Source organism: Stenotrophomonas sp. YJH_SMC_14-1 (assembly GCF_059372275.1).
Genome location: NZ_JCAFVK010000013.1, coordinates 39217 through 55702 on the forward strand (window position 1 = coordinate 39217; position 16486 = coordinate 55702).

The window sequence follows — 16486 nt, forward strand, 5'->3', positions numbered from 1 at the left end:
TTCGCGAACAGCAGTCGAGCAAGCTCGACCTCTACCAGGGCAGTGGCAACAGCAGTCAAGCACGCTCGCCGCTACTGACAGAATCTGTCAGCAGGGCCATACCACCATGAGCGCTCCCAACAACGGAGCTTCCCCATGTTCACGCCCAGCACCCTGCTGCAGTACGTGCGCGACGTCGCCGCCAGCGCCACCTTCTACAGCGGCATCCTCGGCAAGCCGCCGGTCGAGCAGTCGCCCGGCTTTGCCCTGTTCCTGCTCGGCGATGGCGCCGCACTGGGCCTGTGGCAGCGCGACGACGTGCAGCCTCCGGTGTCCGCGCAGGCCGGTGCCGCCGAACTGGCGATGGTGGTCGCCAACCAGGAGGCCGTGCAGCAGATGCACGATGCGTGGCGCGCTCTTGGTGTGGAGATCCTGCAGGCGCCGGTGACGCTGGAGTTCGGCCACACCTTTGTCGGGGCAGATCCTGATGGCCACCGCCTGCGGGTCTACAGCCGTGCTGAAGGCCTGGTCGCGCGCGATTGATCGCCCGCATTGTGTAGATCCACGCCATGCGTGGATGGAGCGCGACGGAGCAGGCACAAAAAAACGCCGGGCTGTGCCCGGCGTTTTTCCAGTGCATGTGCCAACCAACGGTTGGCACCCACCGATCAGCTGGCCAGTGCCAGGTCGTCCATCATCGCGCGCAGGAAGCGGGCGGCTTCGCCACCGGTGGCCGCGCGGTGGTCGAAGGTGACCGACAGCGGGATCACCTTGTGCGCTTCCACGCCGCCCATCACCGGGGTCATCTGGTGGCGGGCACGGCCGGCACCGACGATGGCCACGCACGGCGGCACCACGACCGGGGTCGCGTAGCGGCCGGCGAACATGCCGAAGTTGGACAGCGAGATGGTGTAGCCACTCAGTTCCGAAGCGGCGATCGAACGCGATTCCACCTGCTCGCGCAGGCGATTGACGCCTTCGCGGATGCCGCGTGCGTCGAGCATGTCGGCATTGCGCAGGGCCGGCACGAACAGGCCGTCGTCTGTGTCCACGGCGATGCCGATGTCCACCTGTGCGTGCAGGGTGCGGGTCAGCGCTTCACCGTCGAACCAGGCGTTCATCGCCGGCACCTTCTGCGCGGCGACCACGATCGAACGCACCAGGCGCGCGGTGACGTCGTTGCCCGGCAGCCAGGCGTGGATGTCGGCGTCGTCGTTCAGCGTGGTCGGCACCACCTTGCTGTGCGCATCGGCCATCACGCGTGCCATGTTGCGGCGCACGCCCTTCAGCGGTTCCGGCTGGCCCTTGGCGACCACGCCCGGCGGCTGGGTACGCATCGGCTTGCCGGCGGCGGACAGCGGGGTGCGGGCTTCGCTCTGCACCGGGGCAGACACCTGCGCCGGGACCGGCGCGGCATAGGCAGCAGCGGCAACCGGTGCCGGAGCAGCGCCGAGCTTGGCGGTGCCGTTGGCGGCGGCCTGCTTGACGTCGGACATGGTGACCGCGCCATCGGTCCCGGTAGCGGCCACGCGGCTCAGGTCCACGCCCAGCTTGCGCGCCATCGCACGCACGGCCGGCACGGCCTTGACGCCACCGACGGCCAGCGCCTGTTCGGCATGCACGGCGTTGGAGCTCTGCATGGCGCCGACCACGGTACCGGCGTCGTCACGCTCGGCGGCGGCCGGCTTGGCGTCCTCCGCAGCGACCGGCGCAGCCGGCAGCGGCGGCGGGGTCGGTGCGGCAGCCGGCGTGGCCGGTGTGGCATGACCATGGCTGTGGCCGGTGTCCTGGCCGTCGGCACGCTGCGGCAGGTTCGGGTCCAGTTCGAAGCTGGCCAGCACCGAACCGGTCGGGATGATGTCGCCGGCACCGCCGGACAGCTTCAGCACCTTGCCGGAGAACGGCGAGGGCACTTCCACCACGGCCTTGGCGGTCTCCATCGACACCAGCGGCTCGTCCAGCTTGATCACATCGCCTTCCTTGACGAACCACTCGACGATGGTCGCGTCCGGCAGGCCTTCGCCCAGGTCGGGCAGGTTGAAGTTCTTGGTCTGGCTCATTTGCAGTTCTCTTCCAGCAGTTCCAGTTCGCGGGCCGGCAGCCAACCCGTCGCGCCATTGGCGCGCTCGGACCACCACCACCCGCCGTGTTCGTGATGAAGCTTCACCATCTCGCCGCTTTCCACATCCAGCTCGCGGGCGTCGTAGTCGCACAGCGCTTCGGCGCGACCCTCGTCCAGCAGCTGCAACCAGGCGATGGGCGCCCAGCCAGCGCGCCCATCGTTGGTGCGTACCCAGGCAAACGCCGGCCATTCCTCGTCACGGACACCTACTTCGACGATCTGGCCGGTGTGGAACCGGAGCGGGTTGGGATACTGGCTGCGGTAAGCCCCCAGAAGGCGGGCCCGCATGTCAGCCGGCCGCCACCGCGCGCTTGGCCGCAGCCACGATCCGCTCAACGCTCGGCAGGTACTTCATTTCCAGGCGGAACAGCGGAATGTGGGTGTCGTAGCCAGTGACGCGCTCGACCGGGGCCAGCAGGTCGTAGATCGATTCCTCGGCCAGGCGCGCGGCGATCTCGGCGCCGAAGCCCGCGGTTTTCGGGGCCTCCTGCACGATCACGCAGCGGCCGGTCTTGGCCACCGATTCGGCGATGGTGGCGAAGTCCAGCGGACGCAGCGTGGCCACATCGATGACTTCGGCACTGATGCCTTCGCCGGCCAGCTTGTCGGCCGCTTCCAGCGCTTCCTTCACCTGCGCGCCCCAGGTCACCAGGGTCACGTCGGTGCCATCGCGCAGCACAAAGCAGACGTCCAGCGGCAAGGCTTCGCCGTCGTTGACGACCACTTCCTTGTACTGGCGGTAGATGCGCTTGGGCTCCATGTAGATCACCGGATCCGGTTCGCGGATCGCGGCCAACAGCAGGCCATAGGCACGCTGCGGCGACGACGGCAGCACCACGCGCAGGCCCGGCACGTTGGTGAAGATCGCCTCGTTGGCTTCGCTGTGGTGTTCCGGCGCGCGGATGCCACCGCCCCACGGCACGCGCAGCACCATCGGGCAGTGCAGGCGGCCACGCGTGCGGTAACGCAGGCGTGCGGCGTGGCAGACGATATGGTCGACCATCGGGTACATGAAGCCATCGAACTGGGCTTCGGCCACCGGCTTCATGCCCTGCGCGGCAAGACCAATCGTCAGGCCGGCGATGGTGGTTTCATCCAGCGGGGTGTCGAGGATGCGGTCCGAGCCGAAGCGCTGCTGCAGACCGGCAGTGGCGCGGAACACGCCGCCGTTGACGCCCACGTCTTCGCCCAGCACCAGCACCGACGGGTCGTGTTCCAGCTCCCAGGCCAGCGCCTGGGTGATGGCTTCGATGAGGGTGATCGGGGTGGTGGTCATGCTCTCTTCTCCGCGCGCGACCGCAGCGCTGTCGGCGGCGTTGGTGTGCGCGCCGGGCGCGCCGTTCTTGATCTCATCCATGGCGCTTCTCCAGGGCGATCGCCTGGGCACGCTGGGCCAGCAGGTCCGGCGGCGGATCGGCATACAGGAAGTCGAACATCGCCTCGACCGGCTGCACCGGCGTGTTGAGGTACAGGTTCACTTCCTCGTCCACGCGCGTGCCGCACTCGGCGACCCAGGCGGTTTCCTCTTCTTCGCTCCACACACCGGCGTTGATCAGGTACTTGCGCAGGCGCAGCATCGGCTCGCGCTGCCAGGCATCCTTCACTTCGGCGTCGTCGCGGTAGCGGCGCGCGTCATCGGCGGTGGTGTGGTCGGACAGGCGGTAGGTCATCAGTTCCAGCACGGTGCCGCCGTCGCCGGCCAGCGCACGTTCGCGCGCCTGCTCCATGGCCGCCAGCACCGCGATCAGGTCGTTGCCGTCCACCTGCAGGCAGTGCAGGCCACCGGCCAGGCCCTTCTGCGCCAGCGTTTCGGCACCGGTCTGGGCCGAACGCGGAACCGAGATGGCCCAACCGTTGTTGACGATGCACAGGATCAGCGGGAGCTTGTAGGCGCCGGCCGAATTCAGTGCTGCGTAGAAGTCGGTCTTGGAGCTGCCGCCGTCGCCGCACACCGCCACGGCGATCTGCGGTTCCTTGTTGAGCTTGAACTTCAGCGCGGCGCCTGCGGCATGCAGGCACTGGGTGGAGATCGGCACGCAGAACGGGAAGTCCTTGGCCGCGTTGCCGCCGTAATCGTTGCCGCGTTCGTCGCCGCCCCAGTACATCAGCACGTCGTGCGGGCGCACGCCACGCATGAACATCGCGCCATACTCGCGGTACGAAGGCGCGAACACGTCGTCCTTCTGCATCGCCGCGCCGATACCCACGTGTGCGGCTTCGTGGCCCAGGCAGGCGGCATAGGTGCCGAGCTTGCCGGTGCGCTGCAGTGCGATGGATTTGCTGTCGAACGTACGTACGAACAGCATCTGCTTGAACAGCGGTACCAGGACCTTGGGGTCGCGCAGCGACGCGGGCAGGTCATCGCGGACGAGTTTGCCGTCCGTATCCAGGTACTGCAGGTATTCGATCTTGAATTCAGCGGCAACCGTCATTGCGTACTGCACCTTCGACAGAGAAGTTACAAATGATATGAATCGCCATGTTAAGGAACGCGTACGGAATAGCCTTCCTGCGCCGCAACACGGGGATTCCCCGTTTTACCCCTGCCGGCGGGTGGGGGGCCAATAACAACAACGTATTCAGTCGTTGCTGCAAAGCATCAGAATACGCCTCAGGCTGACCGCCAGTACAACGGCCTGGACGGTTCCACGCGCAGGCCTGGGATCGGCCGATGCTCCACGGCCAACCGCACGCCCCGGTATGGACCCGGCGGCTGCCAGCGCGGCGGCAACGCGCTACCCTTGCCGCCCCCGATCTGGTCCCGCCCATGTCCGTCGACAACAACCAACGCGATCTCGAAGCCGGCATCCACACCGACCTGCAGGGACGCCTCACCTACGGCGGCTACCTGCGGCTGGACCAGCTGCTCAGCGCGCAGCAGCCGCTGTCCAGCCCGCCGCACCATGACGAGATGCTCTTCATCATCCAGCACCAGACCTCGGAGCTGTGGCTGAAGCTGCTGGGCCATGAGCTGCGTGCCGCAATCGGCTTCCTGCAGCGCGATGAAGTCTGGCAGTGCCGCAAGGTGCTGGCGCGCAGCAAGCAGGTGCTGCGCCAGCTGACCGAGCAATGGTCGGTGCTGGAAACCCTGACCCCGTCCGAATACATGGGCTTCCGCGACGTGCTGGGCCCGTCGTCGGGCTTCCAGTCGCTGCAGTACCGCTACATCGAGTTCCTGCTGGGCAACAAGAACGCGCAGATGCTGCAGGTGTTCGAGCACGACCCGGCCGGGCAGGCGCAGCTGCGCACCGTGCTGGAGGCGCCCAGCCTGTACGAGGAATTCCTGAAGTACCTGGCCCGCTTCGGCCATGCCGTGCCGGCGGTCTACGAGGCCCACGACTGGACCCAGCCGCACGTAGCCGACGACGCCCTGCAGCCGGTCTTCGAACGCATCTACCAGGACACCGACCGCTACTGGCGCGAGTACGCGCTGTGCGAGGACCTGGTGGACCTGGAGACCGCCTTCCAGCTGTGGCGCTTCCGCCACATGCGCACGGTGATGCGGGTGATCGGCTTCAAGCGCGGCACCGGTGGCTCGTCCGGCGTGGGCTTCCTGGCCAAGGCATTGGAGCTGACCTTCTTCCCCGAGCTGTTCCAGGTGCGCACCAGCCTGCAGGCCGCGCCCCCGGCCGAACAGGACTGATCCGTATTCAGCTTGGATCCCGGCCGGCGGCTGGATCGTTTCAGATGCAAGTTCAGCGAGCAGGCTGGCACCTGCCTCAAACGGCGTGTATTTGACGTGAACGCCAGAAGTCGGTGATCCTCGCGCGTTGCTCCAACTGCACAGCGGACGTGCTCGTCATCCACCGAACCAGGAAATCCGCATGAGCGTAAACGCCACTGCGAACACCCCAGAGCCGGCGCTGCCGGACTTCAAGACCACGCTGGGCCACCCGCGCCCGTTGTGGATGCTGTTCATGACCGAGTTCTGGGAACGCTTTGCGTTCTACGGCATCCGCTGGGCCTTGGTGCTGTACATCGTCGCCCAGTTCTACAACGGCAGCGCTGCCGGTGAAGGCGACGCCAGCCGCATCTACGGCGCCTACCTGGCCCTGGTGTACGCCGCGGCGATCTTCGGTGGCTACGTGGCCGACCGGGTGCTGGGCTACCAGCGCTCGATCCTGACCGGCGCGATCATCATGGCCGCCGGCCTGTTCATGATCTCGCTGCCGCAGGAGCACATCTTCAAGCTCGGCCTGGCCACGATCATCGTCGGCAACGGCCTGTTCAAGCCGAACATCTCGACCATGGTCGGCAAGCTGTACGGGCTGAAGGACGAGCGCCGCGATTCGGGCTTCACCATCTTCTACATGGGCATCAACATCGGCGCGATGATCGCCCCGGTGCTGACCGAGTACCTGGCCCGCAAGGTGTTCGGTACCGACGCGATGCCGTCCTACAAGGTCGTGTTCATCGCCTCGGGCGTGGGCATGCTGATCTCGCTGGTGTGGTTCTACATCGGTCGTGCCGGCCTGAAGGGCATCGGTGCACCGCCGGCCGGCGCTGAAGGTTTCGGCCGCATCATCATGGTGCTGGCCGGTGCCGTGGTCGCCATCCCGGTCGCGTACTTCCTGCTGGCCACCGGCGCCACCGCGCTGGCCTGGATCCTGGGTGCGATGTTCACCGCGCTGGCCGTCCTGCTGCTGGTCGAGGGCATCCGCGAAGGCAAGGTGCAGCGCGACCGCGTGATCGCCATGCTGATCATCTTCGCCTTCAACGTGATGTTCTGGATGTTCTTCGAACAGGCTGGCAGCTCGTTCACCTTCCTGGCCGAGAACATCGTCAACCGCCAGTTCGGTGACTGGACCTTCCCGACCGCGTGGTTCCAGTCGGTCAACTCGGTGGCGATCATCACCCTGGCCCCGGTGATCGCCTGGATCTGGGTGGCCATGGGCCGCGCCAATCCGTCGATCCCGCGCAAGTTCGGCCTGGGCCTGCTGTTCAACGGCGCCGCCTTCGCGCTGCTGATGTTCGCCCTGTCGCAGATGGTCGTGGACGGCAAGATCCCGTTCTGGACCCTGTTCATGGTCTACGTCATCCAGTCGGTGGGTGAGCTGTGCCTGTCGCCGATCGGCCTGTCGATGGTGACCAAGCTGGCCCCGGTGCGCCTGGTCGGCTTCGGCATGGGCGGCTGGTTCCTGTCCACCGGCATCGGCAACAACCTGTCGGGCATCTTCGCTGGCGTGGTCAGTGGTGAAGGCGGCATGACGGTCGAGTCGGCCCTGAAGGGGTATACCTTCGGGTTCTGGGCCCTGATCGGCTCCGGCGTGGTGCTGTTCCTGATCGCCCCGCTGATCAACAAGCTGATGCACGGCGTCAAGTAATGATGAGAGGGTAGAAGGCATGCGTAGCAAGCTCGGTACTGCGGTAGTGGTGGTCTGTGCGGCGCTGATCGGCGCCTGTTCCCAACCGCAACCGCCTGCCACCGCCGAGCCCACGCAGCCCCTGGATACCCGACCCACCGAGCCACCGGTCGCTGACCCCAGCGAACCGGTGGCCTCGGGCAACACCCCGGTGGCGGCAGACATCGCCGCCATCGCCGGGCTCGGTGCGCAGTTCGACCCGGCCCGCAACCCCGCCGATGACCTGGCCACCGCCAAGGTGGAAGCCCAGCGGGGCAAGAAGCGCATCCTGCTGGAGGTCGGCAACGCCGCCTGCGAGCGCTGCCGCGCGCTGGACGATGTGGTGGAAGGCAACGGCGACCTGCGTCGCTTCCGCGATGCCCACTACGTGTGGGTGAAGGTCAACGCCAGCGACGAGCAGCCCAACACCGCCTTCTTCGCCCAGTTCCCGGTGATGGAGCGCGACTACCCATACCTGCTGGTACTCGATGCCGATGGAAGCCTGCTGGTCTCGCAGGCCACCGGCGAACTGCGCAGGGGCGAAGCCTTCCAGCCGGCACGGGTGAGCGCGTTCCTGAAACAATGGGCACCTGACAAACCGGAATAGGGGTAGTGCCGGCCGCTGGCCGGCAGGGGTGGGCCGACCGCTGACCGCCATCCCCGGTGTGTGCCGACCGTTGGTCGGCACAGAAGTGCATCCACGCATGGCGTGGATCTACTGTGGTTGCGGTCACATTCCCGGAATCGGCATCTCAATATCGCAACGCGCTCGCCGTTACCGGCAAGGACCTCAGTCGACATCCCGTCGATGCAACCTTCCGGAACGCCCATGCACAGCGACCACGCCGAACGACTGCCCGAATCCGCCAGTGAGTTGGCCGAGGGTGGAGCAGGCGAGGGCGTAACCTTGCCGCCGCAGGAGGCGCTGCTGGATGACACCGGAACCGGCGAGGCCACCGTCGACCTGGCGCCGCCGCGTCATCGCCTGCCGCAGATCGCGCTGCCCGACAACGTGGTGCTGAAGGGGGCGGTGCAGACGCTGGTCGAGCAGAAGTCCCGGCTTGATGCGCTGGCCGCCGATGGCCAGCTGGCCGGGCTGCTGCCACCGGAGTGGCAGGGGCACGGCGTGCGTGCGATCGAGCTGTCCACCTTCATCCAGGGCGTGCTGCCGTTCCTGCAACCCGGCGAACGTGGCGAAACCGCGCCCGCGCGCCTGCCGGTGCGCCATGTGCTGGGAGACGACAGCCGCTGGGGCCTGGACGATGTCACCGAACCGAAATCGCTGGCCTGGTACCTGGCCAGCGACGAACGCGCCACCGCTGGCAGCAAGGACGTGGCCGAGGCCTATCTGGTGGGTGCGCTGGGACTGGCGTGGATGCAGGAAGGGCGCAGCCGCCCCGGCTTCCTGCGCGCGATGGGGCAGGACAGCCTGGCCGCGCGGGTGACCATGCTCGGCTACCCGCCGGCCAACGAACTGGCGCTGTACAGCGTCACCGCGCATGGGCAGCAACAGATCTGGTGCGTGCATGGCCGCCGTCGCATGCGCCCGCTGGTGGCGCCGTGGCTGAGCGTGCCGGTGCTGACCGCGTATGGCGTGCCGGCGCCGGTCGCGTGGCCGTCCAGTTTCCCGCCGGTGGAGGCCGTGGCCGAGCTGCTGGCGACCGCACGGCAGGGGCGCGCGCTGCCGGAAGTGGACCTGGCCAAGGCGGTGGCGAAGATCGCCGAGGACGCTGCCTCGGAAGCCTGGCAACCGGTCAGCCTGCTGCAGCTCAATACCTGGTCACCGCGTTGGCATTTCTTCCTGGGCACCTTCGTCGGCCTGCCGTCGCTGCTGCTGGTGGCGGCAGCGCTGGCGCTGCCGGGGGCGGTCGAAGCAGCCACGGTTGCGGCTTCCCTCGGCTTCGCCGGTGGTGCCATCGCGGCGCTCGCGGTGCCGTGGATCCATGCACGGCGCAAGCATCTGAGCTGAAGCATGAACGCCATCCGCGCGTGGCGTAGATCTACGGGAGGCCGGGCGCCGCGGTCTGCAGCTGCTGCCGCGCCCGCTCCATGGCAGTCTGCAATCTTTGCTTGAGGACCTCCCGGGAGGGCAGCGTGGTCAGGTACTCCGCAACATGGATGCCTGAGCGATCCAGCTCCAGCAATTCAATCTGGCCCGCTTTCTTCCCTGTGCAGAGGATGATGCCCAACGGCGCCTGCTCGCCGTCCTCACGTTCGTACCGGTCCAGCCAGCGCAGATAGAGTTCCATCTGTCCCTTGTAGGCCGGCTTGAACTCGCCGATCTTCAACTCGATGGCAATTAGTCTGCGCAGGCGCCGGTTGTAGAACAGCAGGTCCAGGTGGAAGTCATCGCCGTCGATCTGGATGCGCTTCTGGCGGGCGACGAAACTGAAGCCCGTGCCAAGTTCAAGCAGGAAGCCCTGCATCTCGCGAAGGATCGCGGTTTCAAGGTCCTGCTCGTCCCAGCTGTCCTTGAGGCCAAGAAAGTCCAGTACGTAGGGATCACGCAGTACCAGCCCTGGAGACAGCTGCTGGTTGCCGCGCAGTGCCGCCAACTCTTCGGCGATGGTCTGCTCTGGCTGACTGGAGAGTGCCGTGCGCTCATACAGCATCGAATCGACGCGCTGGCGCAGCGTACGTACACTCCAGCCCTCGGTGGCGGCCATCTGTGCATAGAAGTCGCGCTTGAGTGGGTCCGCCAGTGGGATCAGCGCGATGAAATGGGTCCAGCTCAATTGTCGTATCAGCGATACGACAATCTGCTCGTCTGCAAATGCGATGGAGAACTGCACCATCCGGCGCAGGCTCTTCTCACCGAAGGATGTGCCGAACTCGGCAGACAGCGCCTTGGCGATCCGGGTGAAGAGAACCTCGCCGTAACGCGCACGCTGCCCCGCCATCTGGTCAACATGGATGCGACGGCCGATTCGCCAGTACAGCAGCGTCAACTCGGCGTTGATGGACCTGTGCATCCTGCTGCGCGCTGCGCAGATCAGCTCTCTGAGATCGGCCAGCAATTCCTGGCCATGCGGCGACGTTGAACGCGAGTCATCCATGAGGGAGCCCGTTCGATGTGGATGGCCGGGCTGATACCCGTTGAACGTTTACCGTCCGGCCGCACACGTGAGCAGTCCAATAGGAGAATTCACTGGATCAGCCCGTTCCGATACACCAGCCTGGCGGAAACGGGCCGTATCGGGCCAATGCGGAAATGCCGCTGGGCGAAGGCGACACTTCAGGACGGGATCTGCGGAAGGTGAATGCGTCCGATGGCATCGTTCGCGGTCGGTCCGCAGTCCGCCAAGAAGCGGGTCCCGTCAGATCAAAGGGGGCGGACGGCAATCGCCCAGCCACTGTTCCGCTACCGGCCGGGGTCGGCACCCGCGACTTGGGGCCCAAAACGACTTAATCCCCTCCGTCCCCTTTTTCTTTTAGACCCCTTCGCCCATCCGCTCCAGGCCTTCGCCGGCCAGGCGCAGGATCAGCTTCTCCAGCACCTGCTCTTCCTCTTCGCTCAGCACCGACATCAGCTTGCGGGTGATTTCGATCACCATCGGCGCGATGGTCTCGTACACCTCAAAGCCGGCTGCCGACAGCGCCAGCACCGAGCGGCGGCGGTCGTCGCCGTGGGTCTCGCGCTTGATGAAGCCGCGCTCCAGCAGGCGGGCCACGGCGCGGCTGACCGCCACCTTGTCCATCGCCGTGCGGTCGGAGACCTCGCTGGCCGAGGAGCCCGGGTACAGCGCCAGGATGGTGATCACCCGCCATTCGGGAATCGCCAGACCGTAACGATCGCCGTATAGCTTGGCGATGTTGCCGCTGACCCGGTTGGACAGCACGCTCAGCCGGTACGGCAGGAACTGTTCCAGGTCGAGCAGGACGTGCGAGGAACGCAGGCGGGTCGAAACGGGATCGGCGGGGCTCATGTTGCGGTGCACCTTGCTGGTGGTTTCAAGTGTAACTATAAGGGGTAGGTCCAGACCCTGCATTCTCGCCGGGTCCCTACCTGCCCGCACCTGGTTTGTACCGATGCGGTACCGATTCGGAGCCACGCCATGAATACCGCAGTCCCGACCGCCTCGCATCCCAACCCCGGCATGCAGGTCACCACCTTCGAGAACCCGATGGGCATCGACGGCTTCGAGTTCGTCGAGTTCGCCGCCCCGGCCGGCCGTGGCCAGGAGCTGCACGAGTACTTCCGGAAGATGGGCTTCAGCGCGGTGCTCAAGCACAAGCAGCGTCCGATTACCGTCTATCGCCAGGGCGACGTCAACTTCCTGGTCAATGAGGACCCCGATTCGTTCGCCGCCGACTTCGCCGAGAAGCACGGTCCGTGCGCCTGCGGCTTCGCCATCCGCTTCAAGAAGCCGGGCCAGGAGGTCTACCAGACCGCGCTGGGCAACGGCGCCGAAGCCATCGCCTTCAAGCCGGACAGCAAGGCGGTCAGCGCGCCGGTCATCAAGGGCATCGGCGACTGCATGCTGTACCTGGTCGATCGCTACGGCAGCGCCGGCAGCATCTACGACGGCGACTACGAGCCGATCGCCGGTGCCGACCTGCACCCGGTGGGCTTCGGCCTGACCTTCATCGACCACCTGACCCACAACCTGTATTTCGGCAACATGCAGCAGTGGTCGGACTACTACGAGCGCCTGTTCAACTTCCGCGAGATCCGCTACTTCGACATCAAGGGCCTGAAGACCGGCCTGGTGTCCAAGGCGATGACCGCGCCGGATGGCATCGTGCGCATCCCGCTGAACGAATCGTCCGACCCGAAGAGCCAGATCAACGAATACCTGGACGCGTACAAGGGCGAGGGCATCCAGCACATCGCCTGCTTCACCGAGAACATCTACGAGACCGTCGAAGCGATGCGCGCGCAGGGCGTGGACTTCCTCGATACGCCGGAGACCTACTTCGACGTGATCGACCAGCGCGTGCCGAACCACGGTGAAGACGTGCCGCGCCTGGCGAAGAACAAGATCCTGATCGATGCCGATCCGGAAACCCACCAGCGCAAGCTGCTGCAGATCTTCACCCAGAACTGCATCGGCCCGATCTTCTTCGAGATCATCCAGCGCAAGGGCAACGAAGGCTTCGGCGAAGGCAACTTCACCGCACTGTTCGAGAGCATCGAGCGCGACCAGATCCGCCGCGGCGTGCTGTAAGGTCTGCAGGCAATGTCGGCGTCCCGCCGGCATTGCCTGTCCGAATGGTCGTGCCGGCCGCTGGCCGGCAATCTCTGGAGTTCCCATGTCCCCCGCCATCACCGCCCGCGGCTACCAGTCCGGCTTCGGCAACGAATTCGCCACCGAGGCCGTTGCCGGCGCGCTGCCGGTCGGGCAGAACTCACCGCAGAAGGTGGCCCACGGCCTGTACGCCGAACAGTTGACCGGCACCGCCTTCACCGCGCCGCGTGGCAGCAACCGCCGCAGCTGGCTGTACCGGATCCGCCCGGCGGTGACCCATGGCGAGTTCACCCCGTTCGCGCAGTCGCAGCTGCAGTGTGATTTCGGCGCACAGCCGGCTTCACCGAACCAGCTGCGCTGGAGCCCGCTGCCGCTGCCGGAGCTGCCGACCGATTTTGTCGAAGGCCTGTACACGATGGGTGGCAACGGCTCGCCCGATGCGCATGCCGGCGTGGGCATCCACCTATACGCTGCCAACCGCGACATGGTCGGCCGCTACTTCTACGACGCCGACGGCGAGCTGCTGATCGTGCCGCAGCTGGGCGCGCTGCGCCTGCTGACCGAGCTGGGCGTGATCGAGATCGAGCCGCAGCAGATCGCGGTGATCCCGCGCGGCGTGCGCTTCCGCGTTGAACTGCCCGATGGCCCCAGCCGCGGCTATATCTGCGAGAACTACGGTGCGCTGCTGAAGCTGCCCGACCTTGGCCCGATCGGATCCAACGGCCTGGCCAATCCGCGCGACTTCGAGACCCCGCATGCGGCGTTCGAGGACGTCGATGGCGATTTCGAACTGATCGCCAAGTTCGAGGGCCGCCTGTGGCGTGCGCCGATCGACCATTCGCCGCTGGACGTGGTGGCCTGGCACGGCAACTACGCGCCGTACCGTTACGATCTGCGCCGCTTCAACACCATCGGTTCGATCAGCTACGACCACCCGGATCCGTCGATCTTCCTGGTGCTGCATTCGCCCAGTGACACCCCGGGCACCAGCAACATGGACTTTGCGATCTTCCCGCCGCGCTGGCTGGTGGCGCAGAACACGTTCCGTCCGCCGTGGTTCCACCGCAACATCGCCAGCGAGTTCATGGGCCTGGTGCATGGCGCCTACGATGCCAAGGCCGAAGGCTTCGTCCCGGGTGGCGCATCGCTGCACAACTGCATGAGTGGTCACGGCCCGGACGCGCCGACCTTCGACAAGGCGTCCAATGCCGATCTGTCCAAGGCCGATGTGATCAAGGACACGATGGCCTTCATGTTCGAGACCCGCGCAGTGATCCGCCCGACCGCACAGGCGCTGGCCGCTGGCCACCGCCAGGGCGATTACCAGCAGTGCTGGAACGGCCTGCGCAACAACTTCCGCTGACCCTAAAAAGGGGACGGAGGGGATTAAGCCGCAATCAGCACACGTGTGCCTGAAACGGCTTAATCCCCTCCGTCCCCTTTTTCTTCAGGCGACCTCGGCGAACGCGTCGCAATGCTCCAATGGCAACGCCTCCAGCAGGCGCTGCCGTACGCGCTGGCAATAGCCATCCGAAGTGAGCGTGGGCAGCAGCTGCATTGCCGACTGCAGTCGCTGCAGCACCTCGTCCTCCGCACGCGCTTGCTGCAGGTCGCGGAACAGCGCCGCCGCCTGTGGATGCCGCTGCATTTCCAGGATGCCCAGCACGTAGATGCGCGCTGCCACCAGTGAGCGCCGGCGTTCGACCGCGGGTGCAGCAGGTGTCGCTGCCGGCGGCGCGGGCACCGGCGCTACCGCGGCTGCGGTCGACGGTGCTGGGGTCGTGGCGCCCGTGCCGGTGCTCAGGTACCCCGCCTGTACCAGCTGGATGACCATCGCCGGTGCTTCCTGGCCGAGCAGACCGGTCAGGTCGGCGACGGTACGCTGGCCGTCGCACAGGATCAGCAGCCGGCGCTGGCGCATGTCCAGCGGCGCGCGGTGGGCCTGCAGCGCGGTTCGGGCGAGATCGGTCTTGCGCGGTTGCATGGAAGGGACGGCCAGGTCGGTGCTCGCCGAGCCTGAACGAAGGCGATGAAACCGCGATGACAATGCAGCGCCTGCACACCGGATGGGCTAGCGTGCAGCCATCCTTGTGCCAGGGAACCGCACCGATGAAGCACCTTCCGCTTGCTGGTCTGTTGCTCCTTTCGCTCACCGCCTGCAGTGCTGGCCCCGACAAGCAGGGGGCGGCCGGCAGCGGCAGCGACACCCCGGCGGAAACCGCCTCGGCGACCGGACCCGCGCAGTCGACGGATCCCGACCTGGCCACCCGTCCAGCCAATGACCGTCGCGAGGACAGTCCCGCGCGCCTGGATGGCTTCGCTGGGGCGAAGCTGGGTGCCGGCATCGCCGAGGTCCGTGCCGGCTTCGGCACGCCGCTGCAGGGTCTGGGCACCGATGAGGCCGGCAAGCCACTGCCGGCTGACGACAGCAACGACGGCTGCTACTTCCTGCGCCCGCAGGATGCCGAAGATCCGCGCCTGATGATCGAGGGCCGCAAGCTGGTGCGCTACGACGTGCGCAGCGCCGCCATCACCGCACCGGGCGGTGGCAAGGTCGGCATGACCCTGGGTGAGCTGCAGGTGCTGTATCCCGAGCGCGCGGACGTCGGCCCCGACAAGTATGACGAGAAGGCCCAGCACCTGCGCGTGCGGCCGGCGCAGGAGGGCGGGGCGGTGATCGACTTCGCACTCGGTGCCGATGGCCGGGTGGGTGCCTGGCGCGTCGGACAGACCCCGCAGGTCGATTATGCGGAAGGCTGTGGCTGATCCTTGATCCACGGCCCAGCCGCGCGTACGGGCCAAGCGTAGAATCGCGCCACGAGACCGCTGGGGGAGTGCTCGATGATCGCCATTGCCATTGTCTGGTTCCTGCTCGGCCTGCTGCTGCTGGCATTGGGCGGGGACTCCATCGTCAAGGCCGTGTCCGGCCTGGCCCAGCGTTTCGGGGCCAGCCCATTCACTGCCGGGCTGTTGCTGCTCGGGGTGACCACCTCGTTGCCGGAACTGGCAGTCAACGCGCGCGCCCTGGCGGTGGGCCAACCGGAGCTGGCACTGGGCAACGCGGTGGGCAGCAGCATCGTCAACCTGGGCGTGACCCTGGCCGTGGCGGCCATGGCTGCGCCCCTGCTGCTGCGCGCGCGCCTGCAGACGGTGCTGTGGTGGTCGCTGCTGGCGGCGGGTGTGCTGCTGATCCTGTTCGGGCTTGATGGCGGCCTGGCACGTTGGGAAGGCGGCATACTGCTGGTCGGCTTCATCGTGGTGCAGGTGCTGCTGCTGCGCCGCGGTCGCAGCGAGAGCGCGGAGGTGCAGGTGGCCATCGCCGAGTCCGCACTGAGCCGCACCAGCCTGCCGTTGAACGTGCTGCGCGTGCTGATTGCCGCGTTGACGCTGTACTGGGGCGCGCGCCTGGTGGTGGGCGCCGCCGCCGACTTCGGCGCCGCCCTGGGTTGGACGCCCCTGCTGGTCGGCCTGCTGCCGGTGGCGATCGGTACCGCACTGCCGGAGGTGGCCACCGCCATCGCCGCCGCGCGTCGCGGGCATGGCGACATGGTGCTGGGCCACGTGCTGGGTTCCAGCGTGGTCAACCTGCTGCTGGTGATCGGTGCGATGGCCGTGCTGCAGCCGCTGGCGCTGCCGGCCTCGTTCGTGCGCCTGGAACTGCCGGCGCTGCTGGCGTTCGCGCTGGTGCTGTACCCGATGCTGCGTGGCGACCTGAAGATCAGCCGCGGCGAAGGTGTGATCCTGCTGGTCGCGTTTGTCGGCTGGTTCGTGCTGGAGCTGCTGCTGGTCGGCGCGGCATGAGGTAGTGCCGGCCGCTGGCCGGCAACCTCACTGCCTCTGACGGAACCCTTGCC

Annotated in this window: 16 protein-coding genes; 9 read left to right on the forward strand and 7 right to left on the reverse strand. The window is 66.7% G+C overall.

Annotated features, from left to right (window positions below; all coding sequences use genetic code 11):
• Nucleotides 1–135 precede the first annotated feature (135 nt).
• A complete protein-coding gene (locus AC5P9P_RS19490; RefSeq protein ID WP_033833887.1) occupies nucleotides 136–522 on the forward strand; it encodes a VOC family protein in 387 nt (128 codons plus the stop codon).
• Nucleotides 523–647: 125 nt separating this feature from the next.
• Here AC5P9P_RS19490 and AC5P9P_RS19495 read toward each other — a convergent pair whose 3' ends face one another.
• The 4 genes from AC5P9P_RS19495 to pdhA are packed head-to-tail and all read right to left on the reverse strand — an operon-like array spanning nucleotide 648 to nucleotide 4533.
• Complete coding sequence (locus AC5P9P_RS19495) at nucleotides 648–2039, reverse strand: dihydrolipoamide acetyltransferase family protein (protein ID WP_495233041.1); 1392 nt, start codon at nucleotides 2037–2039, stop codon at nucleotides 648–650.
• Entirely contained in the window at nucleotides 2036–2389 is a 354-nt protein-coding gene (locus AC5P9P_RS19500) for an SH3 domain-containing protein (RefSeq protein ID WP_005411349.1), read from the reverse strand. Before AC5P9P_RS19500 ends, AC5P9P_RS19495 begins: the two co-directional genes overlap by 4 nt.
• A gap of 1 nt (nucleotide 2390) precedes the next feature.
• On the reverse strand, nucleotides 2391–3458 hold the full coding sequence (locus tag AC5P9P_RS19505) for an alpha-ketoacid dehydrogenase subunit beta (protein ID WP_005414714.1): 1068 nt from the start codon (nucleotides 3456–3458) through the stop codon (nucleotides 2391–2393).
• Nucleotides 3451–4533 (reverse strand): pyruvate dehydrogenase (acetyl-transferring) E1 component subunit alpha, encoded by a 1083-nt coding sequence (gene pdhA, locus AC5P9P_RS19510; protein ID WP_005411347.1) that lies wholly within the window; start codon nucleotides 4531–4533, stop codon nucleotides 3451–3453. The genes AC5P9P_RS19505 and pdhA overlap by 8 nt, the downstream gene beginning before the upstream one ends.
• A 335-nt stretch (nucleotides 4534–4868) precedes the next feature.
• Between pdhA and AC5P9P_RS19515 the strand changes: the two genes are divergently transcribed.
• From AC5P9P_RS19515 to AC5P9P_RS19530, 4 genes are all read left to right on the forward strand, one after another.
• Nucleotides 4869–5744 carry a tryptophan 2,3-dioxygenase gene (locus AC5P9P_RS19515; RefSeq protein ID WP_111188328.1) on the forward strand — a complete coding sequence of 292 codons (876 nt, stop codon included), beginning with the start codon at nucleotides 4869–4871 and terminating at the stop codon, nucleotides 5742–5744.
• Nucleotides 5745–5925: 181 nt separating this feature from the next.
• Nucleotides 5926–7425, forward strand: coding sequence for a peptide MFS transporter (locus AC5P9P_RS19520; protein WP_005411345.1), 1500 nt, complete (start codon nucleotides 5926–5928; stop codon nucleotides 7423–7425).
• A 19-nt stretch (nucleotides 7426–7444) separates the two neighbouring features.
• Nucleotides 7445–8050: a thioredoxin family protein gene (locus tag AC5P9P_RS19525; protein WP_033833884.1), complete on the forward strand. Its 606-nt coding sequence runs from the start codon at nucleotides 7445–7447 to the stop codon at nucleotides 8048–8050.
• Between the two features lie 222 nt (nucleotides 8051–8272).
• Entirely contained in the window at nucleotides 8273–9412 is a 1140-nt protein-coding gene (locus tag AC5P9P_RS19530; RefSeq protein ID WP_049433493.1) for a hypothetical protein, read from the forward strand.
• Between the two features lie 31 nt (nucleotides 9413–9443).
• Here AC5P9P_RS19530 and AC5P9P_RS19535 read toward each other — a convergent pair whose 3' ends face one another.
• Both AC5P9P_RS19535 and AC5P9P_RS19540 read right to left on the reverse strand, forming a co-directional pair.
• Nucleotides 9444–10499 carry a PDDEXK nuclease domain-containing protein gene (locus AC5P9P_RS19535; RefSeq protein ID WP_033833882.1) on the reverse strand — a complete coding sequence of 352 codons (1056 nt, stop codon included), beginning with the start codon at nucleotides 10497–10499 and terminating at the stop codon, nucleotides 9444–9446.
• A 375-nt stretch (nucleotides 10500–10874) separates the two neighbouring features.
• Nucleotides 10875–11432 (reverse strand): MarR family winged helix-turn-helix transcriptional regulator, encoded by a 558-nt coding sequence (locus AC5P9P_RS19540; protein ID WP_005411341.1) that lies wholly within the window; start codon nucleotides 11430–11432, stop codon nucleotides 10875–10877.
• A 66-nt stretch (nucleotides 11433–11498) separates the two neighbouring features.
• Between AC5P9P_RS19540 and hppD the strand changes: the two genes are divergently transcribed.
• The gene (gene hppD, locus AC5P9P_RS19545; RefSeq protein ID WP_005411340.1) at nucleotides 11499–12611 is read left to right on the forward strand and encodes a 4-hydroxyphenylpyruvate dioxygenase; all 1113 of its coding nucleotides are present in this window, start codon (nucleotides 11499–11501) and stop codon (nucleotides 12609–12611) included.
• 85 nt (nucleotides 12612–12696) lie between these two features.
• The gene (hmgA, locus tag AC5P9P_RS19550) at nucleotides 12697–13995 is read left to right on the forward strand and encodes a homogentisate 1,2-dioxygenase (protein WP_005411339.1); all 1299 of its coding nucleotides are present in this window, start codon (nucleotides 12697–12699) and stop codon (nucleotides 13993–13995) included.
• Nucleotides 13996–14079: 84 nt separating this feature from the next.
• On the opposite strand, the gene AC5P9P_RS19555 is transcribed toward hmgA, so the two are convergent.
• Nucleotides 14080–14616, reverse strand: coding sequence for a hypothetical protein (locus AC5P9P_RS19555; RefSeq protein ID WP_033833880.1), 537 nt, complete (start codon nucleotides 14614–14616; stop codon nucleotides 14080–14082).
• A gap of 125 nt (nucleotides 14617–14741) precedes the next feature.
• Between AC5P9P_RS19555 and AC5P9P_RS19560 the strand changes: the two genes are divergently transcribed.
• Together AC5P9P_RS19560 and AC5P9P_RS19565 are read left to right on the forward strand one after the other, a co-directional pair.
• On the forward strand, nucleotides 14742–15398 hold the full coding sequence (locus tag AC5P9P_RS19560; RefSeq protein WP_495201960.1) for a hypothetical protein: 657 nt from the start codon (nucleotides 14742–14744) through the stop codon (nucleotides 15396–15398).
• Between the two features lie 75 nt (nucleotides 15399–15473).
• Nucleotides 15474–16433, forward strand: a complete 960-nt coding sequence (locus AC5P9P_RS19565; RefSeq protein ID WP_288418121.1) for a sodium:calcium antiporter — start codon at nucleotides 15474–15476, stop codon at nucleotides 16431–16433.
• The last annotated feature ends 53 nt before the right edge of the window (nucleotides 16434–16486 follow it).